At 55.6% G+C, this 20,691-nt stretch carries 18 protein-coding genes; 9 read left to right on the top strand and 9 right to left on the bottom strand.

Features of this window, described 5'->3' with window-relative positions; translation table 11 throughout:
• Positions 1-175 precede the first annotated feature (175 nt).
• Both JYB84_RS05080 and JYB84_RS05075 read right to left on the bottom strand, forming a co-directional pair.
• Entirely contained in the window at positions 176-3,337 is a 3,162-nt protein-coding gene (locus JYB84_RS05080; protein WP_207322350.1) for an efflux RND transporter permease subunit, read from the bottom strand.
• 23 nt (positions 3,338-3,360) lie between these two features.
• On the bottom strand, positions 3,361-4,719 hold the full coding sequence (locus tag JYB84_RS05075) for an efflux RND transporter periplasmic adaptor subunit (RefSeq protein ID WP_207322349.1): 1,359 nt from the start codon (positions 4,717-4,719) through the stop codon (positions 3,361-3,363).
• 529 nt (positions 4,720-5,248) lie between these two features.
• Here JYB84_RS05075 and JYB84_RS05070 point away from each other — a divergent pair.
• The 8 genes from JYB84_RS05070 to JYB84_RS05035 all read left to right on the top strand — a co-directional run bounded on the left by JYB84_RS05070 (position 5,249) and on the right by JYB84_RS05035 (position 13,510).
• On the top strand, positions 5,249-5,809 hold the full coding sequence (locus JYB84_RS05070) for a TetR/AcrR family transcriptional regulator (RefSeq protein ID WP_228289738.1): 561 nt from the start codon (positions 5,249-5,251) through the stop codon (positions 5,807-5,809).
• A gap of 1,120 nt (positions 5,810-6,929) precedes the next feature.
• Positions 6,930-8,092 (top strand): IS3 family transposase gene (locus JYB84_RS05065; RefSeq protein WP_207320704.1). Its coding sequence is split into 2 segments (ribosomal slippage): positions 6,930-7,185 and positions 7,185-8,092, totalling 1,164 coding nucleotides; the frame shifts between segments, so codons are not numbered across the junction.
• 987 nt (positions 8,093-9,079) lie between these two features.
• The gene (locus tag JYB84_RS05060; RefSeq protein ID WP_207322347.1) at positions 9,080-9,643 is read left to right on the top strand and encodes a PH domain-containing protein; all 564 of its coding nucleotides are present in this window, start codon (positions 9,080-9,082) and stop codon (positions 9,641-9,643) included.
• 128 nt (positions 9,644-9,771) lie between these two features.
• Complete coding sequence (locus tag JYB84_RS05055; RefSeq protein ID WP_207322346.1) at positions 9,772-10,203, top strand: helix-turn-helix transcriptional regulator; 432 nt, start codon at positions 9,772-9,774, stop codon at positions 10,201-10,203.
• Positions 10,200-10,625 (top strand): VOC family protein, encoded by a 426-nt coding sequence (locus JYB84_RS05050; RefSeq protein ID WP_207322345.1) that lies wholly within the window; start codon positions 10,200-10,202, stop codon positions 10,623-10,625. The genes JYB84_RS05055 and JYB84_RS05050 overlap by 4 nt, the downstream gene beginning before the upstream one ends.
• 2 nt (positions 10,626-10,627) lie before the next feature.
• Positions 10,628-10,849 carry a hypothetical protein gene (locus JYB84_RS05045; protein WP_207322344.1) on the top strand — a complete coding sequence of 74 codons (222 nt, stop codon included), beginning with the start codon at positions 10,628-10,630 and terminating at the stop codon, positions 10,847-10,849.
• A 289-nt stretch (positions 10,850-11,138) separates the two neighbouring features.
• Positions 11,139-11,726 (top strand): glutathione S-transferase family protein, encoded by a 588-nt coding sequence (locus tag JYB84_RS05040; RefSeq protein ID WP_207322343.1) that lies wholly within the window; start codon positions 11,139-11,141, stop codon positions 11,724-11,726.
• Positions 11,727-13,057: 1,331 nt separating this feature from the next.
• Complete coding sequence (locus JYB84_RS05035) at positions 13,058-13,510, top strand: hypothetical protein (protein WP_207322342.1); 453 nt, start codon at positions 13,058-13,060, stop codon at positions 13,508-13,510.
• 72 nt (positions 13,511-13,582) lie between these two features.
• On the opposite strand, the gene rlmM is transcribed toward JYB84_RS05035, so the two are convergent.
• The 4 genes from rlmM to JYB84_RS05015 all read right to left on the bottom strand — a co-directional run bounded on the left by rlmM (position 13,583) and on the right by JYB84_RS05015 (position 16,829).
• The gene (gene rlmM / locus JYB84_RS05030; RefSeq protein ID WP_207322341.1) at positions 13,583-14,668 is read right to left on the bottom strand and encodes a 23S rRNA (cytidine(2498)-2'-O)-methyltransferase RlmM; all 1,086 of its coding nucleotides are present in this window, start codon (positions 14,666-14,668) and stop codon (positions 13,583-13,585) included.
• A gap of 83 nt (positions 14,669-14,751) precedes the next feature.
• Positions 14,752-15,132, bottom strand: coding sequence for a DUF423 domain-containing protein (locus JYB84_RS05025; protein ID WP_207323107.1), 381 nt, complete (start codon positions 15,130-15,132; stop codon positions 14,752-14,754).
• A gap of 40 nt (positions 15,133-15,172) precedes the next feature.
• On the bottom strand, positions 15,173-15,895 hold the full coding sequence (locus JYB84_RS05020) for an alpha/beta fold hydrolase (RefSeq protein ID WP_207323106.1): 723 nt from the start codon (positions 15,893-15,895) through the stop codon (positions 15,173-15,175).
• Between the two features lie 22 nt (positions 15,896-15,917).
• Positions 15,918-16,829: a transcriptional regulator GcvA gene (locus JYB84_RS05015; RefSeq protein ID WP_207322340.1), complete on the bottom strand. Its 912-nt coding sequence runs from the start codon at positions 16,827-16,829 to the stop codon at positions 15,918-15,920.
• 176 nt (positions 16,830-17,005) lie between these two features.
• Between JYB84_RS05015 and JYB84_RS05010 the strand changes: the two genes are divergently transcribed.
• Positions 17,006-17,248, top strand: a complete 243-nt coding sequence (locus tag JYB84_RS05010) for a hypothetical protein (protein WP_207322339.1) — start codon at positions 17,006-17,008, stop codon at positions 17,246-17,248.
• Positions 17,249-17,372: 124 nt separating this feature from the next.
• Here JYB84_RS05010 and thiI read toward each other — a convergent pair whose 3' ends face one another.
• The 3 genes from thiI to pomA form a co-directional block, all read right to left on the bottom strand.
• A complete protein-coding gene (thiI, locus tag JYB84_RS05005) occupies positions 17,373-18,827 on the bottom strand; it encodes a tRNA uracil 4-sulfurtransferase ThiI (RefSeq protein WP_207322338.1) in 1,455 nt (484 codons plus the stop codon).
• A gap of 156 nt (positions 18,828-18,983) precedes the next feature.
• Entirely contained in the window at positions 18,984-19,910 is a 927-nt protein-coding gene (locus JYB84_RS05000) for a flagellar motor protein MotB (RefSeq protein WP_207322337.1), read from the bottom strand.
• Positions 19,911-19,914: 4 nt separating this feature from the next.
• Complete coding sequence (pomA, locus tag JYB84_RS04995) at positions 19,915-20,682, bottom strand: flagellar motor protein PomA (protein WP_207322336.1); 768 nt, start codon at positions 20,680-20,682, stop codon at positions 19,915-19,917.
• Positions 20,683-20,691 lie beyond the last annotated feature (9 nt).

Raw genomic sequence — 20,691 nt, 5'->3', positions numbered from 1 at the left:
CAGACCTGTCCAACTAACTATAGCTTGCCCCTTGGACTTGTGAAAAAGTCCCTGGCCCGCTTCAGGCTGATAAATAAAAAAGGCAGTGAAGGCCAGGCCAAACACTGCCAGTGGGTTGCATCGGGAAAGGATTCGGGGCCGCCGCCAACGGCATAAATGGCGGCCCCGCAATGGGTTACGCGGCCTCGGCCTCCACTGCGACCAGGGCGGCCTGTCTGGCCTTACGACGGTTGAGACCGTAGTAGAACAGTGGCGTCAGCAGCAGACCAAACAGGGTCACACCTATCATGCCGGCGAATACCGCCACGCCCATGGCCTGGCGCATCTCGGCGCCGGCACCGCTGGAGTACACCATGGGAACCACACCCATGATGAAGGCGATGGAGGTCATCAGTATGGGCCTGAGTCGCAGCCGCGCCGCCTCGAGAATGGCCTCCATGGGCGCCATGCCGTGATCCTGCTTCTCCTTGGCGAACTCCACTATCAGGATGGCATTCTTGGTTGCCAGCCCCACCAGCACTATCAGGCCTATCTGGGTGAAGATGTTGTTGTCACTGCCCCACAGCAGCACCCCACTCAGCGCCGACAGCAAGGTCATAGGTATGATGAGTATGATGGCCAGTGGCAGACTCAGGCTTTCGTACTGGGCCGCGAGCACCATGAACACCAGCAGGATCACCAGGGGGTAGATCAGCAGGCCCGCGTTACCGGCCAGGATCTGCTGGTAGGTCAGCTCGGTCCACTCATAGGTCATGCCGGGTGGCAGGGTCTCGGCCAGGATTTTATCTATGGCGGCCTGGGCCTCACCTGAGCTGTATCCCGGCGCCGGACCACCGTTGATCTCGGCGGTGACAAAGCCGTTGTAGTGCATCACCCGATCCGGTCCCGCACTCTGGCTCACCTTGATAAAGGAGCCGAGCGGTACCATGTCGCCATGGGCATTGGGCAACTTCAGCTGGCGGATTTGCTCAGGGCTCTGGCGGAAGGCCTCATCGGCCTGCATGTTCACCTGATAGGTGCGACCAAAGCGGTTGAAGTCATTCACATAGGTCGAGCCCATATAGGTCTGCAGCGTCTGGAATACCTGATCCAGCGATACGGCCTGTTGTTTGGCCTTGGTCCTGTCCACTTCCAGCTCCAGCTGCGGCACGTTCACCTGATAGCTGGAGAACACCCCGGCCAGCTCTGGGGTAGACCAGGCCTTGTACATCACCTGCATCGCCACCTGATACAGGGCCTCATAGCCCAGGTTGGCTCTGTCCTGAATTTGCAGCCTGAAACCGCCTATGGTGCCGAGTCCCTGCACAGGTGGTGGCGGGAAGATGGCGATATAGGCATCCTGAATGGCGGCAAACTGCTGGTTCAGCGCCATGGCGATGGCACCGGCGGACTGCTCAGGTCCCTGGCGCTTGTCGAAATCATCCAGGGCCACAAACACCACACCGGCGTTGGTGCTGTTGGTGAAGCCGTTGATGGACAGACCGGGGAAGGCTACAGAATGGGCCACACCGGGATAGTCCAGGGCTATGGCCGACATGCGTTTGATCACCTCATCGGTGCGGGCCAGCGAGGCCGCATCCGGCAACTGGGCAAAGGCCACCAGATATTGCTTGTCCTGCCCCGGCACATAGCCGGTGGGGGTTTTGACAAACAGCACCCCGGTGGCGGCCACCAGAGCCAGATACAGCAGGCCCACTATGGCGCCGAAACGAATCACCTTGCGCACCACAAAACCGTAGCCCGCGGAGGCCCTGTTGAACAGGCGATTGAAGGGGGCAAACAGCCAGGTACCGAACAGCCTGTCCATCAAGCGGGTCAGGGCATCCTTGGGCGCATCATGACCCTTGAGCAACAGCGCCGACAGCGCCGGGCTCAGGGTCAGGGAGTTGATGGCCGAGATAAAGGTGGAGATGGTGATGGTCAGGGCAAACTGTTTGTAGAACTGCCCCGTCAGGCCACTCATAAAGGCGGTGGGAATAAACACCGCCGCCAACACCAGGGTGGTGGCCACAATGGGGCCCGTCACCTCGCGCATGGCACGCTCGGTGGCCGCCATGGGCGAGAGACCGTTGGCTATGTTGCGCTCGACGTTTTCCACCACCACAATGGCATCATCCACCACAATGCCTATGGCCAGCACCAAGCCAAACAGCGACAGGGCATTGAGTGAAAAGCCCATCAGGTGCATCACCGCAAAGGTACCCACCAGGGATACGGGCACGGCCACCAGGGGAATGATGGACGCGCGCCAGGTCTGCAGGAACAGCACCACCACCAGCACCACCAGCAAGATGGCTTCCAGCAGGGTTTTGACCACGGCCTTGATGGAATCACGCACAAACACGGTCGGATCGTAGACAATTTCATAATTGAGTCCCTCGGGAAAACCCAGGGACAGTTCGGCCATACGGGCGCGGACATCGTCGGAGATCTGAATGGCATTGGAGCCGGATGCCTGGAAAATCGGAATCGCCACGGCATCCTGATTGTCCAGCAGTGAACGCAGGGCGTAGCTGGAGGCCCCCAGCTCTACCCGGGCCACGTCTTTGAGGCGCACTATCTCACCATCCTGACCGACGCGGATAATGATGTCTTCAAATTCGCTCAGCTCGCTGAGGCGGCCCTTGACGTTGATCAGCAACTGGAAGTCGGCGCTGCCGCTGGGCTGGGCCCCCAGGCTGCCGGCGGCGGCCTGCTGGTTTTGCTCCCGCACCGCGGCCACCACATCACCGGCCGACAGCCCCAGGGCCTGGACCTTGTTGGGATCGAGCCAAATACGCAGGCTGTATTCACCGGCACCGAACAATTGCACCGACCCTACGCCCTTGATCCTCGCCAGCTCGTCCTTGACGTTGAGCGCGGCGTAGTTGGACAGGTACAGCATGTCATAGCGCTTGTCCGGTGAGGTCAGGTGCACCACCATGGTCAGGTCCGGTGACGATTTCTCGGTCACCACCCCCAGGCGTTGCACTTCCTGGGGCAAACGGGGCTTGGCCCGGTCGACCCGGCTCTGCACCTGGGCCTGGGCCCGGTCCACATCCGTGCCAATGGCAAAGGTGATGGTCAGGGTCATGCGGCCATCGGCGGTGGCCTGGGAGGACATGTACAGCATGTTCTCCACCCCGTTGACTTCCTGCTCCAGTGGCGAGGCCACGGTTTCGGCGATCACCTTGGGATTGGCACCGGGGTAGCTGGCGGTGACCACCACGGTCGGCGGCACCACCTCGGGATATTCTGTGATGGGCAGTTGCCAGACGGCAATGGCCCCGGTGATGAAAAACAGCAGCGACAGCACTGCGGCGAATATGGGTCGCCTGATAAAAAACTGTGACAACATAACTTCTTTCCTCAGCGACCGGTTTACTTGTTCAAGGCTGTTGGGCTCAGGGCTGTTTTGCGATTAACCGCTGGCTCAAGGCTGCCGGCCAGCTCAGGGTTGTTTACTTGCTCAAGGCTTTTCGCCAGCTCAGGGCTGTTAGCCAGCTCAGAACTTTTCGCGAGCCCAGAACTTTTCGCGAGCTCAGGGCTGTCGGCAAACAGCCCCGCCTGTTGGCGGCGCAGGTTTTCAATAATCTCTTCGGCGGCCATCTCAACCATGTTTGGCTGTACCTGCATGGTCGGTCTGACCCTTTGCAGGCCGTTGACCACTATGCGATCGCCGGCAGTCAGGCCACTGCGGATAATGCGCAGCCCGGCCACCTTCTCACCCAGCTGCACCTGGCGGTAAACCAGACTGTTGTTCTCATCCAGCAGCAGTACATACTTGCTGCCCAAGTCAGTGCCAATGGCCTTGTCGTCCACCAAAATGCCCTGGTAGCGCTTGCTGCCCGCCAGGCGCACCTTGGCAAACAGGCCCGGCAGCAAAGCACCGTCACTGTTGTCGAAACTGGCCCGGACACGAATGGTGCCGGTCTGGGCATTGAGGCTGTTGTCGACGAAATCAATCTGGCCCTGGTGGCCAAAGCCCGTCTCGTTCACCAGCGACATGAATACCGGGTTGCCTCCGGCGCGGGGATCCTGCAGCTGGCGGGCCCGGGACAGGGCGGCGTACTTGAGGTAGGTCTGTTCATCCACGTCGAAGTAGGCATACATGTTGTCGGTGGACACCAGTCGGGTCAGCTCGGTTTGACCTGCGGACACATAGTTGCCGGCTGTCACGTTGGCGATGGACACCCGGCCGCTGATGGGCGCTTTCACCTGGGTGTAGGACAAGTCCAACTCCGCCCTCACCAACGCCGCTTTTACCGAGGCCACATTGGCTGCCGCCTGGCGTTTCTGGGCCAGACGCCCGTCCAGCAATTCGGCTGACACCGCCTTGCTGGCAAACAGTTGTTCGGCACGGGCATAGTCATTGCGGGCCAGCACCTCGGCACTTTCGGCACTGGCCAGTTCGGCCTTGAGCCTGGCAACTTCGGCCTCAAAGGGCGCTGACTCTATCTGGAACAGCACTTCACCCTGCTTGACCAGGGCACCTTCACGGAAACGCACTCCCTGCAGATAACCCGACACCCTGGGGATCAGCAGTACCTGCTCAGGCGCCTGCAAACGTCCGGTAAATTCGTCCCATTCTGTGATGCTCTCTTCCAGCACCTGGGCCACATCCACAGAGGGCGCAACGGGTGCCTGAGCACCCTCGGCCTGGGACTGGCCGCATCCCGCGAGCAGCCACAGGGCAGCCAGTGCCACCCCGGCAAAACGAAGTTGAAGTTTATGGCTCATAGCATGCCCCTCTCTGCATGTGCACCGGTTCCAAACCGGTGAAGAAAAATTTGCTACCAAATGGTACAAATTATCTGTACCGATCGGTAATATATAGATCCGGCCACAGGAGTCAAAGTATTTTTTACCAATCGGTATATTATTATTTCAGCCCCTGTGTCAGACTGACACTGAATCACTGTAAGGTGAGACAGCAGCAACATGGCGCCAACTATTGCTGGGGCTCTGAGATGCACAGGGGCAAGGAGTCGCTCAGGGGCAAGGAGTGGAGCCCGCACAGGTATTGATTGCGGCGGCAGGGGACTCACAGGCTGGACAGGGTCCCCATCGGGCCTTATCCTAGGCGCCCAGCTATCCGCAACAGCCAAAAGTCGTAGCAAGCCACCATTTGAGGAGAACGCCCATGTCTGTCGATGCCCAAACACTTGATGCCAAGGCAAGCGATGCTGAGGCGAACGAAGCTCAGGTAGCAGATAGCAAAGCCACTAGCAGGCCCGGCCCCTGTGTGGGACGACCCCGTGCCTTCGATATGGAAGAGGCCCTCGCCAAGGCGCTGGAACTCTTCTGGCGTAAGGGCTACGAAGGCACCTCGCTGACGGATTTGACCCAGGCCATGGGGATCAGCAAACCCAGTCTCTATTGCGCCTTCGGCAACAAGGAACAGCTGTTTCTCAAGGCCACTGAGCTGTATGAAAACCGCCCCGACGCCTGCTTCTACCCTGCCCTGGCGCAGCCAACGGCCTATGAGGTGGTGCGCCACATGTTGATGGGGTCGGCCACCAGTCTGGCTGACAAAAATCATCCCAATGGCTGCCTTATGGTCCAGGGCGCCCTGGCCTGCAGCGAGTCGGGCCAATCGGTCAAGGAAGCCTTGATGGGCCGCCGCCGCAAAGGCGAAGAGGCACTGCATCAGCGTTTGTTGCAGGCCCAGCAGGATGGCGATCTGCCAAAAGGCACTGATGCCGGTGTGCTCGCCCGCTACATAGGCACTGTACTGCAGGGCATGGCCATCCAGGCCACCAACGGCGCCACAGCCGAAGAGCTGATGCAGGTGGCCGAACTGACCCTGAGTCATTTCCCCAGAAACTGAACCTCACCAAGGCGCCAATGGCGCCTTTTTTCATCGCTAGCGACGCCGCAGCTCCCATCCGCTAAGTGCTGTACATAGATGCACCAAAGTACGGTTGGCTCCGTCTGTTTTGTTACTGACAAAACTGACATTTCCTCCATCCTGGTCATTGAGCGCCCATGGTTCGGACGGTCACTGGTGCGGCAGTGCCAATTCAGGGCGTTCCCCTCTGGCTATTGGAGTGTTCATCGTATTCCCGAATGGAAAAAGCAAAAGCCGGACTGTTGCATCGCCAATTCCCCCCTTCGGAGCCGCCGACGACTGCATGGATGCAGGAGTTAGGACGAAGCAGGAGCCAGAGTCGAGGGTGTTGGGCAAGAAACGGCAACAACCGAGGCAGGAAGCCGAGGTAGCGACACTCGAGCAGGGTGAGTGTCGCGCAGCGACAAGCTCACGAACGCGAGGCATGGAGCCGAGCTGGGGTGGATTTACATGGACGTAAATCCGAGAGTCTGTCGCGTTGGCCGTTTCGCCCATAAAGCCGAGGAGCTGTCGGCTCCGGTTGGGGGCGGCAGGGTGATCCAAGAGGGCGAAGGTCACGCAGTAACATGCTCCTGAGCGCGAGCCAGGGATTGGCGAGCTGGCTGTTAAACAGGGACGTTGTTATTGCTGTTGAGCCCCTTTTGGCCGGGGGTGGGCTAGGCGCCCCCGGCTGGAGGCCCACGACTTTGTGCCGCTGGCACAGCGGCTATCTTGTGCTTTGTCCTGACATCCAGCATTAGATGCAATTAATCACTTGCAGTGGGCTTTCGCACTGCCACACCCGTGACACGCCACGAGTCCGTCCATGGAGGCTCACCGGCGACATCCTTGTCGCCGATGGTCACTGGTGCGGCAGTGCCAATTCAGGGCGTTCCCCTCTAGCTATTGGAGTGTTCATCGCATTCCGGAATGGAAAAGCAAAAGCCGGACTGTTGCACTGCCAATTCCCCCCTTCGGAGCCGCCGAGGACGATGAGCTTGGGCGCGTAGCCGAGGTAGGGATAGCGAGGCTGCTTCGGTCGAGCAGGGTGAGTGTAGTGGTCTAATAATTCCGGACACCCATTAAGGTGGTAAAATTGCCACACTAAAAGAGGTGTTCAATGACCAGAAATCGTCGTACTTATTCGCCAGAGTTCAAGCATGAGGCTGCTTGCCTGGTACTCGACCAGAATTATTCAGTTCCGGAAGCCTGCCGTGCAGTTGATGTGGGTGAAACCGCCATGCGCCGCTGGGTTGAGCAGTTGAGAGCGGAGCGTGGCGGGCTGACGCCAAGTTCCAAAGCGCTGACACCGGAGCAGCAGAAAATTCAGGAATTGGAGGCCCGGATTAACCGCCTTGAGCGAGAAAAGGCAATTTTAAAAAAGGCCACAGCTCTCTTAATGTCGGACGAACTCGAACGTACGCGCTGATAGACCAGTTGAGGGAGCATGGTGCAGTCGAATTGGTCTGTTCAGTGTTCGATATCGCTCTATCCAGTTACTACGAATACAGGCAACGGCAACAAGGCCCTGACCCTGAGCGCATGGCGCTGCGCAGCGACATCAAGCGGCTGTTCCGGCTCAGCCGCGGTGCTGCCGGCAGCCGTACCCTGGTCCGGATGATGCGGGAGCTGGGGTATCGTATCGGTCGCTTCAAGATCAGAAGATTGATGCAGGAAGCCCAGTTGATAAGCAAGCAGCCCGGAGCTCACGCCTACAGACAGGCCACGGTTGAACGACTCGATATCCCAAATCGCCTGAGCCGTCAGTTCAAGGTGAGTGGCCCCAATCACGTCTGGTGTGGGGATATCACCTACATCTGGGCGGGCAGTTGCTGGTGCTATCTGGCGGTCGTGCTCGACCTGTACCGGCGTCGCGTGGTCGGCTGGGCGCTGTCGGATAAACCCGATGCGACATTGGCAACCAAAGCGCTGACCATGGCGTATGAACAACGGGGACGACCACAGGGTGTAATGTTCCACTCCGATCAGGGCAGCCAATACACCAGCCGCCAGTTTCGGCAACATCTGTGGCGTTATCGTATGACCCAAAGCATGAGTCGCCGCGGCAACTGCTGGGACAATGCACCGATGGAGCGCTTGTTCCGCAGTTTGAAAACCGAGTGGGTACCCGTGACCGGATATAGCTCCAGGGGAGAAGCAATGAAAGATATCAGTTTTTACCTGATGGACTACTACAACCGGCGACGGCCCCACAGCTACAACGCTTGGTTGCCCCCTGCGCGAGCAGAAAATCAACCTAACTTACAGTCCGGAAATTGTTGACCACTACAGAGTGTCGCGCAGCGGCAAGCTCACGAACGCGAGGCAGGGAGCCGAGCTGGGGTGGATTTACATGGACGTAAATCCGAGAGTCTGTCGCGTTGGCCGTTTCGCCCATAAACCCGAGGGGTTTTCGGCTCCGGTTGGGGGCGGCAGGGTGATCCAAGAGGGCGAAGGTCACGCAGTAACATGCTCCTGAGCGCGAGCCAGGGATTGGCGAGCTGGCTGTTAAACAGGGACGTTGTTATTGCTGTTGAGCCCCTTTTGGCCGGGGGTGGGCTAGGCGCCCCCGGCTGGAAACCCACGACTTTGTGCCGCTGGCACAGCGGCTATCTTTAATGCAGGCATTTGCATCAACCTCTCGATGCAACCAATCACCTGTAGTGGGTGCAGTGCATGGATGCACCAATGTCGCGACCGCATGGATGCGAAAGAGCGACCTATCGCACTGCCACACCCGTGACACGGCGCAGATCCTTCCCTGGAGCCTCACCGGCGACATCTGCTGACCAAGGATGGTCGAATGTCGCGATCACATGGCCTGTTTTGTTCCTGACAAAACAGGCATTTCCCCCTTCCATGGAGGTCAGATGCGAAAGAGCGACCATGTCGCCGATGGTCACTGGTGCGGCAGTGCTTGTTCAAAGATGTTCCACTCCGGCAAATGTGTGACCTTTGGCTAAAGACAAAAACGATTCCACTTTTTGCTTGCCCAGTTACAGCAACCTCTGCCAAGATGCTGATTCAAAGAGATAAAATGAAGTTCTGGGACGAAGCAAATCACTTCAGCCCGTGCGGTAGCCATGCCTTTGATGGCCAGGTTGGAAACGGATTAACCAAGTAGCTGCCTGTGGCCGTACTATTTTATATGCACCAATGATGTGAAATGTTGATTAGCTTATAACGAACAAATTCAAGCAATAAGCACAATCTAAGCTTCACTACTTATGCCAGATAGCCGGCATCCGCGTGATTTTAAGGAATATGACTATGGACAGTGTTTTCAAACACATTTTATACGATAACGAAAAGATCCTTTGGCAGGAGAAACCTTATTTCCCTTTGTTTATCGTAAACTTTAATGACTTACTAGCAATTGCAGTATCTGCGTTATTGTGCAGTTTCTTACTATCAGGGATGGACGAAAGTACACAAATTATTCTTATTATATTCTTTTTTATATTTTTTGTGCCTATGATTTACCGTTACTTTGTCTATCCGAATACTTATTATGCCTTAACAAATAGACGAATTATCTTTCGCAGCGGCTTTATGGGGATTGATTACAAATCGGTTGATTATGATTGCATATTAAACGCGGAGTGTAATGTAAACCCACTTGAGAACATATTCGGTGTAGGCACCATTCGTGTATTTAATGGCGAGTTCTGTGAGAGAGGGCCAACTACGAATGATATGCGTGCAATTCCATTCCCTTATGAGACTTATAAGCGCATGAAATCTATCGCCATGGATATTAAATCGGATATCAATTTCCCAAATAAATTGAGGCCTGAAGATAATCCGGGATATCACTCAAAGTACCGCGAATGATCTTCAAAAGGGAATCAAGGTGCTCGCTGCGATAACCGTACCTTTTCTCGATTACAGCTGTGGGCGGTAAGCACAACATGAGTCAAAATTTCGAATTATTGCGCAGACTGTTGCGCTCTAAGGATCGTATGGACGCGGCCCCCCAGGAGGATTGGCCCATTAAACGCCTGGCTGAGGTCAGCGCCGTTTCGCCGGCGCATTTTGCCCGGGAGTTTAAAAAAGCCTTCGGCGTACCGCCACACAGGTACTTGCTCAGCCGTCGTATAGAAAGAGCCACGGCGCTGCTGCGCGACTCAGATCTGCCCATTACAGAAATAGCCCTGCAAACCGGTTGGAACAGCATTGGTACCTTCGGCAGAATTTTCAACGATATAACCGGTGAGAGCCCCGGAGAATTTCGGGCTCGTGAATGCTCGACGCCACATTCACGACAGGAAGTGCCCGAATGTGTCATGCGCGCGATCGATCGTCCAAACCTCAACATAGCAGTTTCGGAGAAGCGCCGACTCGAGTCTGCCGTTAAGCTGGAAGTCCACAATCAAGATAAGGAAGTGACATGATGACAGGTATAAACACGGCAGCCTTGTATGTGCGGGATCAGGATGAAGCCGTTTCATTCTATGTTGAGAAATTGGGATTCGTGATCCACACCGATATTCGTAATGGAGACTATCGTTGGCTCACGGTTCAGCATCCCAAGCAGCCTTCTTTCCAACTCGGTTTGATCAAACCCGGCCCGCCGGTGCATGACGTTAAAACAGCGCAAACCCTGCATGAAATAGTCGCCAAAGGAGCCATGCCACCTATGGTGTTGATGGTGGATAACTGCCAATCTGCTTACGAACACATGAGTGCATCCGGAGTGGAATTTACCCAGACCCCAACGGCACGATACGGGACTGTCGATGCCGGCTTTCGGGATCCGTCAGGCAATGGCTGGAAGATGATTGAAACATCGTCAAAGTCACAATCAAGGAGTTAGCCATGAACTGGAATCACTGGATCCGGCAAAGCCATCGTTGGTTGTCCATCGTTTTTACCCTGACCGTGATAGCCAACTTCGCAGCCAGAGCCTTAGATACGACAGAGCCCTCGTTGTGGGTAACATATTCGCCACTGCCCCCGCTGTTTTTCATGCTGGCAACCGGACTCTATCTGTTTTTTGCTCCGTACATCAGCAAACGGAAAGCCAGCACTTTTGCCTAAAACCAGCTCACGGGAAAATCACAGCAGAATGAAGCTGTGATTTTCCCGTGATTAACGCATTCAAATTGTTATGAAAAAATATATCTTCGCTTGTGCCGTGCTCGCCTCTTCCAGTCTTGCTCGGCATACTACGCAGAATCTTTTATCGCGAAATCCTTTATCAATGAATACCTCTCAAACTTTACCAAGACATTGATCAAAATGGCGGCTGCAAGTCCTGTGAGACAAGCATTTGGCCGCAGAACCTCGTTCACTCAATCGCTGCTGATACCACTAAATTAAGGATGATATGAAACTCTTCTCAACCCACAACTCTCCTTTTTCCCGGGTAGCAAGAATTGCAATACAGGAATTAGGCCTGTCAGAAGACGTGAAAATCGAGTTTGTCACGGTAAGAGACCCAAACAGTGAGCTGCTGAAATATGGGCCGCTAGGAAAAGTCCCGGCATTGCAGATGAACGGCGAATTATTTTTAGACACACGCATTGTGGTCGCCATGCTGGAATCGGTTTCTCCCAATACCAAGTTGACAGCCAGTAGCGATAATTCGCAAGCGCTGGCGTTCGAAGGCTTTTGCATTGGTTTCCTGGAAAGTATTGCCGTTTGGATCCGAGAGGCGCGGCGCCAGCCTGAACTCATCTCAGAACACTTGTTGGCAGTAGAACAGCAACGCGCTATTCGATGTGTCGAATATCTTAATGAGCATTCACATAAACTGAGCCACGAATTGTCTTTGGGCAGCATAGCCGTTGCCTGCGGCCTTGATTTAGCCAAAAGAAGGCTGGGTTTCATTGAGTTCGAAAAATACAGCGCCCTAAACGACTGGTTCCAGTTGATGACGCAAAGAGCGTCCTTTCAGAGCACAGTGCCAATCTAACAAGCGTAGTCTTGGGGTCTGATTCTGTACGCCCCTTCTATGTGCAGTCTCGCCGATTCCAATGATGTCTTCGTGCCAATTCAAGGCGTTCCCCTCTGGCTTCAACAGAAGCTTTAAGGTTGCCGAACTCCACTCAACTGCTGGACTGTCGCACCAATCCCCCCTTCGGAGCCGCCGAGGGTGTTGGGCAAGAAACGGCAACAACCGAGGCAAGGACGCCGAGGTAGCGACAGTCGAGCATGGATGCGAGTCTGTCGCGTTGGCCGTTTCGCCCATAAACCCGAGGAGCTGTCGGCTCCGGTTGGGGGCGGCAGGGTGATCCAAGAGGGGCTTGCTGTTGAGCCCCTTTTGGCCGGGGGTGGGCTGGAGGCCCACGACTTTTTGCCGCTGGCACAGCGGCTATCTTGTGCTTTGCCCTGACATCCAGCATTAGATGCAATTAATCACTTGCAGTGGGCTTTCGCACTGCCACACCCGTGACACTGCGTGAATATGTCCCTATAGCCTCCCCTCGCCATCCATGGCTCGGACGGTCACTGGTCCGGCAGTGCCAATTTTGGGCGTTCCCTCTGCAATTGCGTGTCCTTATCTATAAAAGCCAAACGCACATAGTTATACCGCTTGCCTAAGTGTGTCATTCTCTGACAAGATGCTGATTAAAATAGATAAAAAGAATTTCAGGGACGAAGGGAATCACTTCAGCCCGTGCGGTATCCATGCTACTCACACAGTGCTTTTATACAGTCGTATTTGAGTTTTGATAAAAAGACACAGCAAACAAGCAAAAGTCTCGCGCATGTGTACGATATAAATGTTATGTCTCTATAGGAGTTATCAGAATAATGGATATGTTTAAAAGCAAATGTCCCAAATGTAAATCGGTGAATATTACTGAGAGCGAGCTATACACATTTTCGCCTTCAGTCTGTCTTGAATGCGATTACAAATTTAGTTTTTCTCTTTGGATGCGCTTTTCTCCTTTAAATGTAGTTTTTTTCCCGTTCGTTACTTTTTATTTATCATCACTGCTCTTTACCAAAGAAAATGGTGCACTGGTATTGGCTTTGTTAGCAACGTCTCTTATAACTGCAATTCTCTTTTCTTTTTTGGCTTTCTACTTTAAGCGAACAATTGTCTATGAAGAGCAATATGCTAAAAAGCAAAAAGTATTATTTTTGTTCGGCTTGTCAGCAGTTGTATCTATATGCTATTTAATTTACTTGTCATTCGAAACATAGAAAGGTCAATCTGCATCGCCAACAAAGCTAGCAGGACCTCGCTACGCTCGGCCACTGTTGACGGCGTTATATCAACAAACTAAGGATCTTTCATTGAATACCAATTTCTATAGATTAATTTTTGTAGCCGCCCTTTCCTTCTCTGGCGTTTCTCAAGCTGGGGTATATTCGGACGACCTTTCTCGCTGTTTGGTCGAATCATCCACTTCAAAAGATAAAAGCACTCTCGTTAAGTGGATGTTTACTTCTATGGCATTACACCCGGATGTAGCCTCCATGGCTTCAATCACCCCGGAGCAGCGTGAAGCCTCTGACAAAGCCGCCGCTGAGATGATTTTTAAGCTCATGACGCAAACCTGTCTTACTCAGGCAAAAAAAGCCATTCAATACGAAGGTCCTCTTGCAATTCAACAAGGGTTCTCCGTATTTGGCCAAGTCGCCGGTCAAGAACTGTTTGCCAATCCGAATGTCGCGCAAGCGCTTAATGGCCTTGAAAAACATATTGATGCCGAAAAATTGGCTTCAACACTTGGCATAAAGCAATAGCAGCTAAAATGTTTTGGGGATAAGTCAGCTCCCCTCCGGACATTAAAAAGGCGCCCTAAGGCGCCTTTTGTATCAGTTCCAAGGTGAATTCGGTCGCAACCACAGGTGGACCGTCACCTCATCCCTGTCGTGGTACAGGTGTTTGCAGCGCATCTGGAAATCGGCGACGCCGTTTTCCTTCAGAATAGCCGCCATGTTTTCCAATATGGTGGCCACTTCCTTGTAACGGCTTTTCATTGGCAGCTTGAGGTTGAAGATGGCTTCCTTGAACCAGCCATTGATGGCCCAGGCTTCCATCAGCTCGGCGACGCGGGCGGGCTTTTCCACCATGTCGCACACCAACCAGTAGACATTCTTGCGTGCCGGTTCGAAGCGGAAGCCGTCGGCCATATGGTGGGTGACCTGGCCCGTTTCCATCAGCTTGTCGTTCATGGGGCCGTTGTCCACGGCGGCGACAAACATGCCGCGGCGCACCAGCTGATAGGTCCAGCCGCCGGGGCAGGCACCGAGATCGACGGCATTCATGCCGCTGCGCAGCCTGGTTTCCTGCTCTTCCTTGGGAATGAAGTGGATAAAGGCTTCATCGAGCTTCAGGGTTGAGCGGCTGGGGGCATCGGCGGGGAACTTTAGCCTGGGGATGCCACCGAAATGGGGTGAGCTGTTGTTCGACAGCGAGTAACCGGCATAGGCCTGCCCCGGGGCCACAAAACACACGTGCACTATGGGACGGCGGGCGTTTTCCTTGTCCAGCAGGGTGCCGGATTTTTTCAGGGCCTGGCGCAGGGGCACGGTGAACTTGCGGCAAAAGGCCGACAGTTCCTTGGCCTCGTTGGTGTCCGGGGTTTCGACCCTGAGCTCGCCGCCGCGGCTGACGCCTTCCAGCGCCGCCACCAGGGGACTGACCCTGTCGTCGCTCGGCAGATCACGGATAAGGTCGCCGCAGACAAACATCTGCCGGGCAAAGATCAGGGTGTCCAGCAGCAGTTCCCGCGCCAGCAGTTCGGCGCCCTCGGCATCGAAACACTGATAGACCACAAAGGCATCGTTGTTGTTGGCCTTGACGAAGCCACCGACATTGAGCATTCCGGCCCGTTGCTGGATCTCGGCCGCGCAATCTTTTTCATAACCGGCGCGGCAGAATAAAAACAGGTTTTTCATTGAATATCAGACCTATAACAGGCAGTGTGGCAAGGGTGCTTGCCGACAAACAGAAATTGGCGCCGAGTATACCACAGGGCGTGCTATTGTGCGCCGCGGCTGCGCCACACACCCGCCGCCAGCAGCAACCAACCGGCCAGCAGGCACAGGCCACCCAGCGGGGTGATGGGCCCGAGCCATTTATGGCCGGTGAGCACCAGAGCATAAAGGGAGCCGCAGAACAGCAGCATGCCGGCGATAAACAGCCGCGCCGCCCAGTTGAGCAGGGGCGAATCCACCCAGGGTCTGGCCAGCGCCACCGCAATCAGGGCAAAGGTGTGGTAGAACTGGTACTCCACCGCCAGGTGAAACACGCCGAGCATCTCGGCCGAGACCAACTGTTTGAGGCCATGGGAGCCGAAGGCACCAAAGGCCACCGCAAGAAAACCGCTGACGCAGGCCAGCAAAAACAAGCCTCTATTCATGCCGCTGTTCATCTCTTTATTCATTTCTTTATTCATTTCTTTATTCAGCTCTTTGTTCAGCTCTTTGTTCATGCCCAGCTCCAATAAAGGCCATGCAGGCATCCACGGCCAGGGCCAGATTGCCTTCGAGGCTGTGACCCGAGGCCTTGCGTGGCTTGAGGCTGTGATCGCCATCGGGGATCCAGCACAGGCCCACTTTTTCCGGCAACTGCCACGCCAACACCTGCTCCCGGGTACCAAAGCTGTCACGCTCCCCTTGCACTATCAGCAGCGGCACTGGGCAATCTAACACAGGGGCGAGGCGCACCTCCTTGCCCTTGGGCGGTAAAAAGGGATAGCCAAGACAGATGACGCCGGCAATTGGCGCCTGTGCAGAGCTGGCTTCAGGGCTGGCTTTAGAGCTGGCAGCAACGGGACTGGCAGCAACTGCTCTTGCAGCAAACAGCGTCGCCATCCGCCCGCCCATGGACTTGCCAAGCAAAAACACCCGCTTGGGCTTGAAGCGCGCGCTGGCCTGCTCCAGTACCTCGGCAAAGCAGTCCAGCAGCTTAGGCGCCCGGTCCGGCGGCCGGCGTGTGCCATCCAGGCGGCGCTTTTGCATATAGGGAAAATTAAACCTCAGCACGGGCACGCCGCGCTGGGCCAAGCCCTTGGCCATGTCCGCCATAAAATCCGAGTCCATATCGGCGCCGGCACCGTGGGCGAAGATCACTAAAGTGTCGTGCCCACCTTGCAAACCATCAGCGGACGCGTCGAGTCGCATCCAGTCCGGCAACGCGGCGCTTTTATCCAGGCAAGAGTTCACTGCGTGACTCCTCGGCAAACATGTCCAGCATCCATTCGCGGAAGGCGACTATCTTGCCGAGCTCGGCGTGGTTCTGGTGGCACACCAGGTAATAGGCATCCTTACTCACCAGCACTTCCTGGAAGGGCACCACCAAGCGCCCGGCCTTAATGTCGGGCCTTGCCAGCACACTGTAGCCCAGGGCCACACCCTGACCGTGGGCCGCGGCCTGCAGCACCAGGGAGGAATGGCTGAAGATAGGGCCCTGGTTGACGTTAACATCTGTCACGCCGCACTGGCGGAACCAGGCCTGCCAATCGTGGCGGCTCATGTCGTGCAGCAGGGTGTGATGCTTGAGATCGGACGGCTTTTCCAGCGGTTTGGGGCCGTGCAGCAACAAGGGCGAACACACGGGGATCAGCACCTCGTTGCGCAGCTTATCGGCCCGCAGTCCAGGCCAGTTGCCCTGACCATAGTAGATGGCCACGTCCACATCGTCGGTGAGCGAGCTGACCTCGCTGTCCACCGCCTTGATGCGCACGTCAATTTCGGGGTTCTTTTCGCTGAACTTGGCCAGCCGTGGCACCAACCACTGGATGGCAAAGCTGGGCGACATGCTGACCGTCAACGAACCAATGGCACTGCGTGCCAGCAACCTGTCGGTGGCGTCGGCCAGATCGGTGAAGATATCCTTGATGTCGAGAAAGTAGCTCTGACCCTCTTCGGTGAGCAGCAAAGAGCGGTTCTTGCGGCGAAATAATTTTAATCCCAGAAAGTCCTCAAGGGCCTTGATCTGATGGCTGACCGCGGCCTGGGTCACAAACAGTTCTTCCGCCGCGCGGGTGAAGCTCAGATGGCGGGCGGCGGCCTCGAATGCCTTGACCGCGTTGAGGGGGGGAAGCCTTCTCGACATGGTGATATAGCTCTCGTTTTTTGATTAGTTTTTCTAATCCTGATTGTTACATTTTATCGTTTGTTAATGGAAGCCCTTTTGGATAAATTTTGCATCAAGAAAACATGAGGTTGGGCAATCTCAAATGACGTGAAGGGACTGCCTGACAAAGCGAAAAATTCGCCCGGAGGCGTCCCATGAAATACTTCAAATCTATCCTTGCCCTCGGCCTTGCCGCCAGTCTCAGTCATATGGCCTTTGCCGCCGATGAACAACCAGTAGCAACCTTTGATACCGCCGAACTGCAGGCCAGTATCAGCGCCGATCTGGAGCGCTCCTTCGATGAACTGCAACTGCAACTGCAACAGGACATGGGTGCCATGCTGATTGCCGGTGAAGCCGACAGCGAAGAAGCACCGCAGCTGGCCAAGGCCGAATAAGGTTCGGGTCCCAGGCAGTAAGCACAAGCGATAAACCCAAGCCAATAAAAAAGCCGCTTATAGCGGCTTTTTTATTGCTCAGGGCCAGGCCCTGAGCTGTGAATGGCCCGGCTACGGGCCCATATCAGGGACGATATACCTTGATATTGGTAAAGCCCTGCTCCTGCAGATAGAGGGCCTGCAGCTTGCTCATCACCCCGCGCTCGCAGTACAGCAGATAGGTTTTGCTGCGATCGAGATCGGCAAAGGCGGTGGCCAGCTTGAAGAAGGGAATATGCTTCACTTCCACGCCATCGAGCTCCAGCGGTTTGTTTTCCTCTTCCTCGGGGGCGCGGATATCCACCACTATCTCGTTGCCACTGACGGCTTGTACCGTTTCGGTTTCGGCTACCTGGGCATCCATGGTGGCGGCAATCTCGCGTATGTCGATGGCCTTGGCATCGGCAATCACCCTGTCCAGCAGATCGGCAGAGAACTTCAGTTCCTCCTCTTCCACCTTGGACAGCACGGCCTTGACCGTGGGGCGCTGGGAGATCACGCCGCAATACTCGGGCATGGAGGCGGCAAAGTCCTCGGTGCCGATACGGCGGGCTTCGTTGATAATGTCCTGCTTGTCCATGGTGATAAGCGGCCTGAGGATCAACAAGTCGGTACAGCGGTCAATCACGTTCAGGTTGGTGAGGGTCTGGCTCGATACCTGGCCCAGGCTCTCACCTGTTACCAGCGCCTGCACGCCCATACGGTCGGCCACCCGGGTGGCGGCGCGCATCATCATACGCTTGAGGATCACCCCCATCAGGCCCTTGTCGATACGCTCCAGGATCTCGGTCACCACGGGATCGAAGGGCACGCTGATAAACTTGACCTTGTGTGATTCGCTGTAGGTCTTCCACAGGTGGTAGGCCACCTGCTTAACGCCAATCTCGTGCTGGGCGCCGCCCAAGTTAAAGAAACAGTAATGGGTACGGGCGCCCTTTTTGATGAACTGGAAGCTGGCCACACCCGAGTCGAAACCGCCGGAGATCAGCGACAGTACGTCTTCCTGGGTCGCCATGGGGAAGCCACCCAAACCTTCGATACGGCGGTTGACCATGTACAGCTTGTCGCGATCGATTTCCAGGTTCACCGTAATATCAGGGTCTTTGAGCTTAACGCCCTTGGCCTCGGTGAACTGGTTCAGGCCACCGCCCACGTAGCGCTCCACCTCGATGGAGTTGAAGTCGTGCTGACCGGAGCGCTTGACCCGGACGCAGAAGGTTTTGTCTTTGAGCACATCGCGATACACCTTGAGCGCGTGCTGATAGATGTCATCCATGGTGGTGAAGCTGTACTCGGCCACCTGCACCACGTTGGCGATGCCGGGAATGCAGGCCAGACGCTCGGCAAACACGGATTCCAGCTCCGGCTTGTCCTTGGGCACCATCACCATGATCCTGTCCCACTGGCGCTGCACCTTGGCATCTTCATCGATCTTTTTCAGCACATTGCGTATGTTGGACTCGAGCATTTTGGTAAAGCGCATTCTTACCGGTTTGCTCTTCATCATGATTTCGGGGTACAGCTTGACGATAAACTTCATTGGATTTCCGCAGGACAATTTAAAAACAGCAATTTGCCGATTATAACAAAGCACGGGGATGAGAGCAGAGCTTTTATTGCAGTATGACGGGCAGGGCCGGCGGGTAAAAACAGAGGCCCTGAAATGTCAGGGCCTCGTCTGCTATTGCCGGGGAGGTTATTTGCCGACCTGGATCTCGTCGGATTCCTTGGCCTTGCCCTGCTCTATGGCGATTTCCACCCGGCGGTTGCGGGCGCGGTTCCCGGCGGAATCGTTGGGCACCAGGGGCGCAGTGGAGGCCATGCCCACCACCTTCATCCTGGAGGCATCAAAGCCCTTGACCTTGATAAGCTCGTGGGCCACGGCCACGGCGCGCTTGGAGGACAGGTCCCAGTTGGAGCTGTAGAGCTCGTTGCTTATCTGCATGTCGTCGGTGTGACCCGAGACTGTGATAATGCCGGGCACATCCTTGAGCAGGTTGCCCACGGCGCGGATCACCGGCTTGAACCTGGGTTGCAAAAAGCCCGAGCCCGAGCCGAAGGCGCCCTTCTCGCGAATACGGATAATGATCTGTTGCCCCAGGGATTCGATTTCAATGGCGCCGTCCACTATCTGCTCATTGAGCTCCTGGGCCATTTTCTTCACTTCCTGGTTGATCTTGTCCTGGGCCGAGGCGGCCTCGGACTTCTTGGCTTCAGCGGTTTCCTGGGCCGTGGCCGAGGCTTCGCCGCCGCGCTGCTCACCCTGTTGCTGCTGCACACCACCGGCGCGATCCGAGTCCCCTTCCTGGAAGTCGAGGATCGGCTCTGTCATCTCGTTGGTCTGCTGGTTGATGATTTCGATGGGCGTAGGTTCGGGCTTGCCGGGTCGGAATTCCAGGGCGATCACCGAGGTGCCCTTGGGTATGTCCTTCACTTCCACCTTGTTTTGCACCCCGAAAGCGTACTTCATGGAGCCGGCAATCTGCTTGAACTTCATCACGTCCATTTCGGAGAAGGCCAGCAGCAACACAAAGAAGCACATCAGCAGTGACATCAGATCGGCAAAGGTCGCCAGCCAAGCCGGCGCCCCCGGCGGCGGACAGTTACACTTGTCCTTGGCCATGGGATTACTCCCCGTCCGTGGTGTCTATCTTCCGCTGTTTTTCGGACAGATAGTTCTTGAGGAAGCCTTCGATCACCCTGGGGTTCTGGCCGTCCTGAATTGCCAACACGGCATCCATAATCAGGTTACGGTTAAGCATTTCCTCGCCCATCCGCAGCGCCAGCTTGTCGGCAATGGGGATGGCCACCATGTTGGCAATCACAGCGCCGTAGAGTGTGGTCAACAGAGCCACCGCCATGGAGGGGCCGATGGACTTGGGGTCATCCATGTTGGACAACATGGCCACCAGACCCACCAGGGTACCTATCATACCCATGGCCGGAGCCACGTCACCGAAGGCCTTGAAAATACTGATACCGGTACGATGGCGCTCCTCTGTGAGGGCAATGTCCTTTTCCAGGGCCTCACGCACCACGTCACCGTCGTGGCCGTCAACCAACATGTCAACGGCCTTTTGCATAAAACTGTTGGAGATTTGCGCCTCTTCCAGAGCCAGAAAGCCACCCTTACGGGCCGCATCGGCCATGGACACCGACTGCTCAATCAGCTCTTCGGGCTTTTCCAGCTTGAACATAAAGGCCTTGGCGGCAATCTTCACTGCACCGAGGAATTGCTTGAGGTTGAATTTCATCATCACCACAAACAGCGAGCCGCCAAATACGATAAGCACGGAAGGCACATCGACGAAGATAGCCAGACCGCCGCTGCTGACCATGGCCATGATGATAAATGCAAAGCCGCCCAACAAGCCTATCAGGGTTGCTAAATCCACAGTTGCTCC

This window comes from Shewanella cyperi (genome assembly GCF_017354985.1).
Lineage (GTDB): Bacteria > Pseudomonadota > Gammaproteobacteria > Enterobacterales > Shewanellaceae > Shewanella > Shewanella cyperi.
This window is presented reverse-complemented; position numbering and strand designations above follow the sequence as displayed.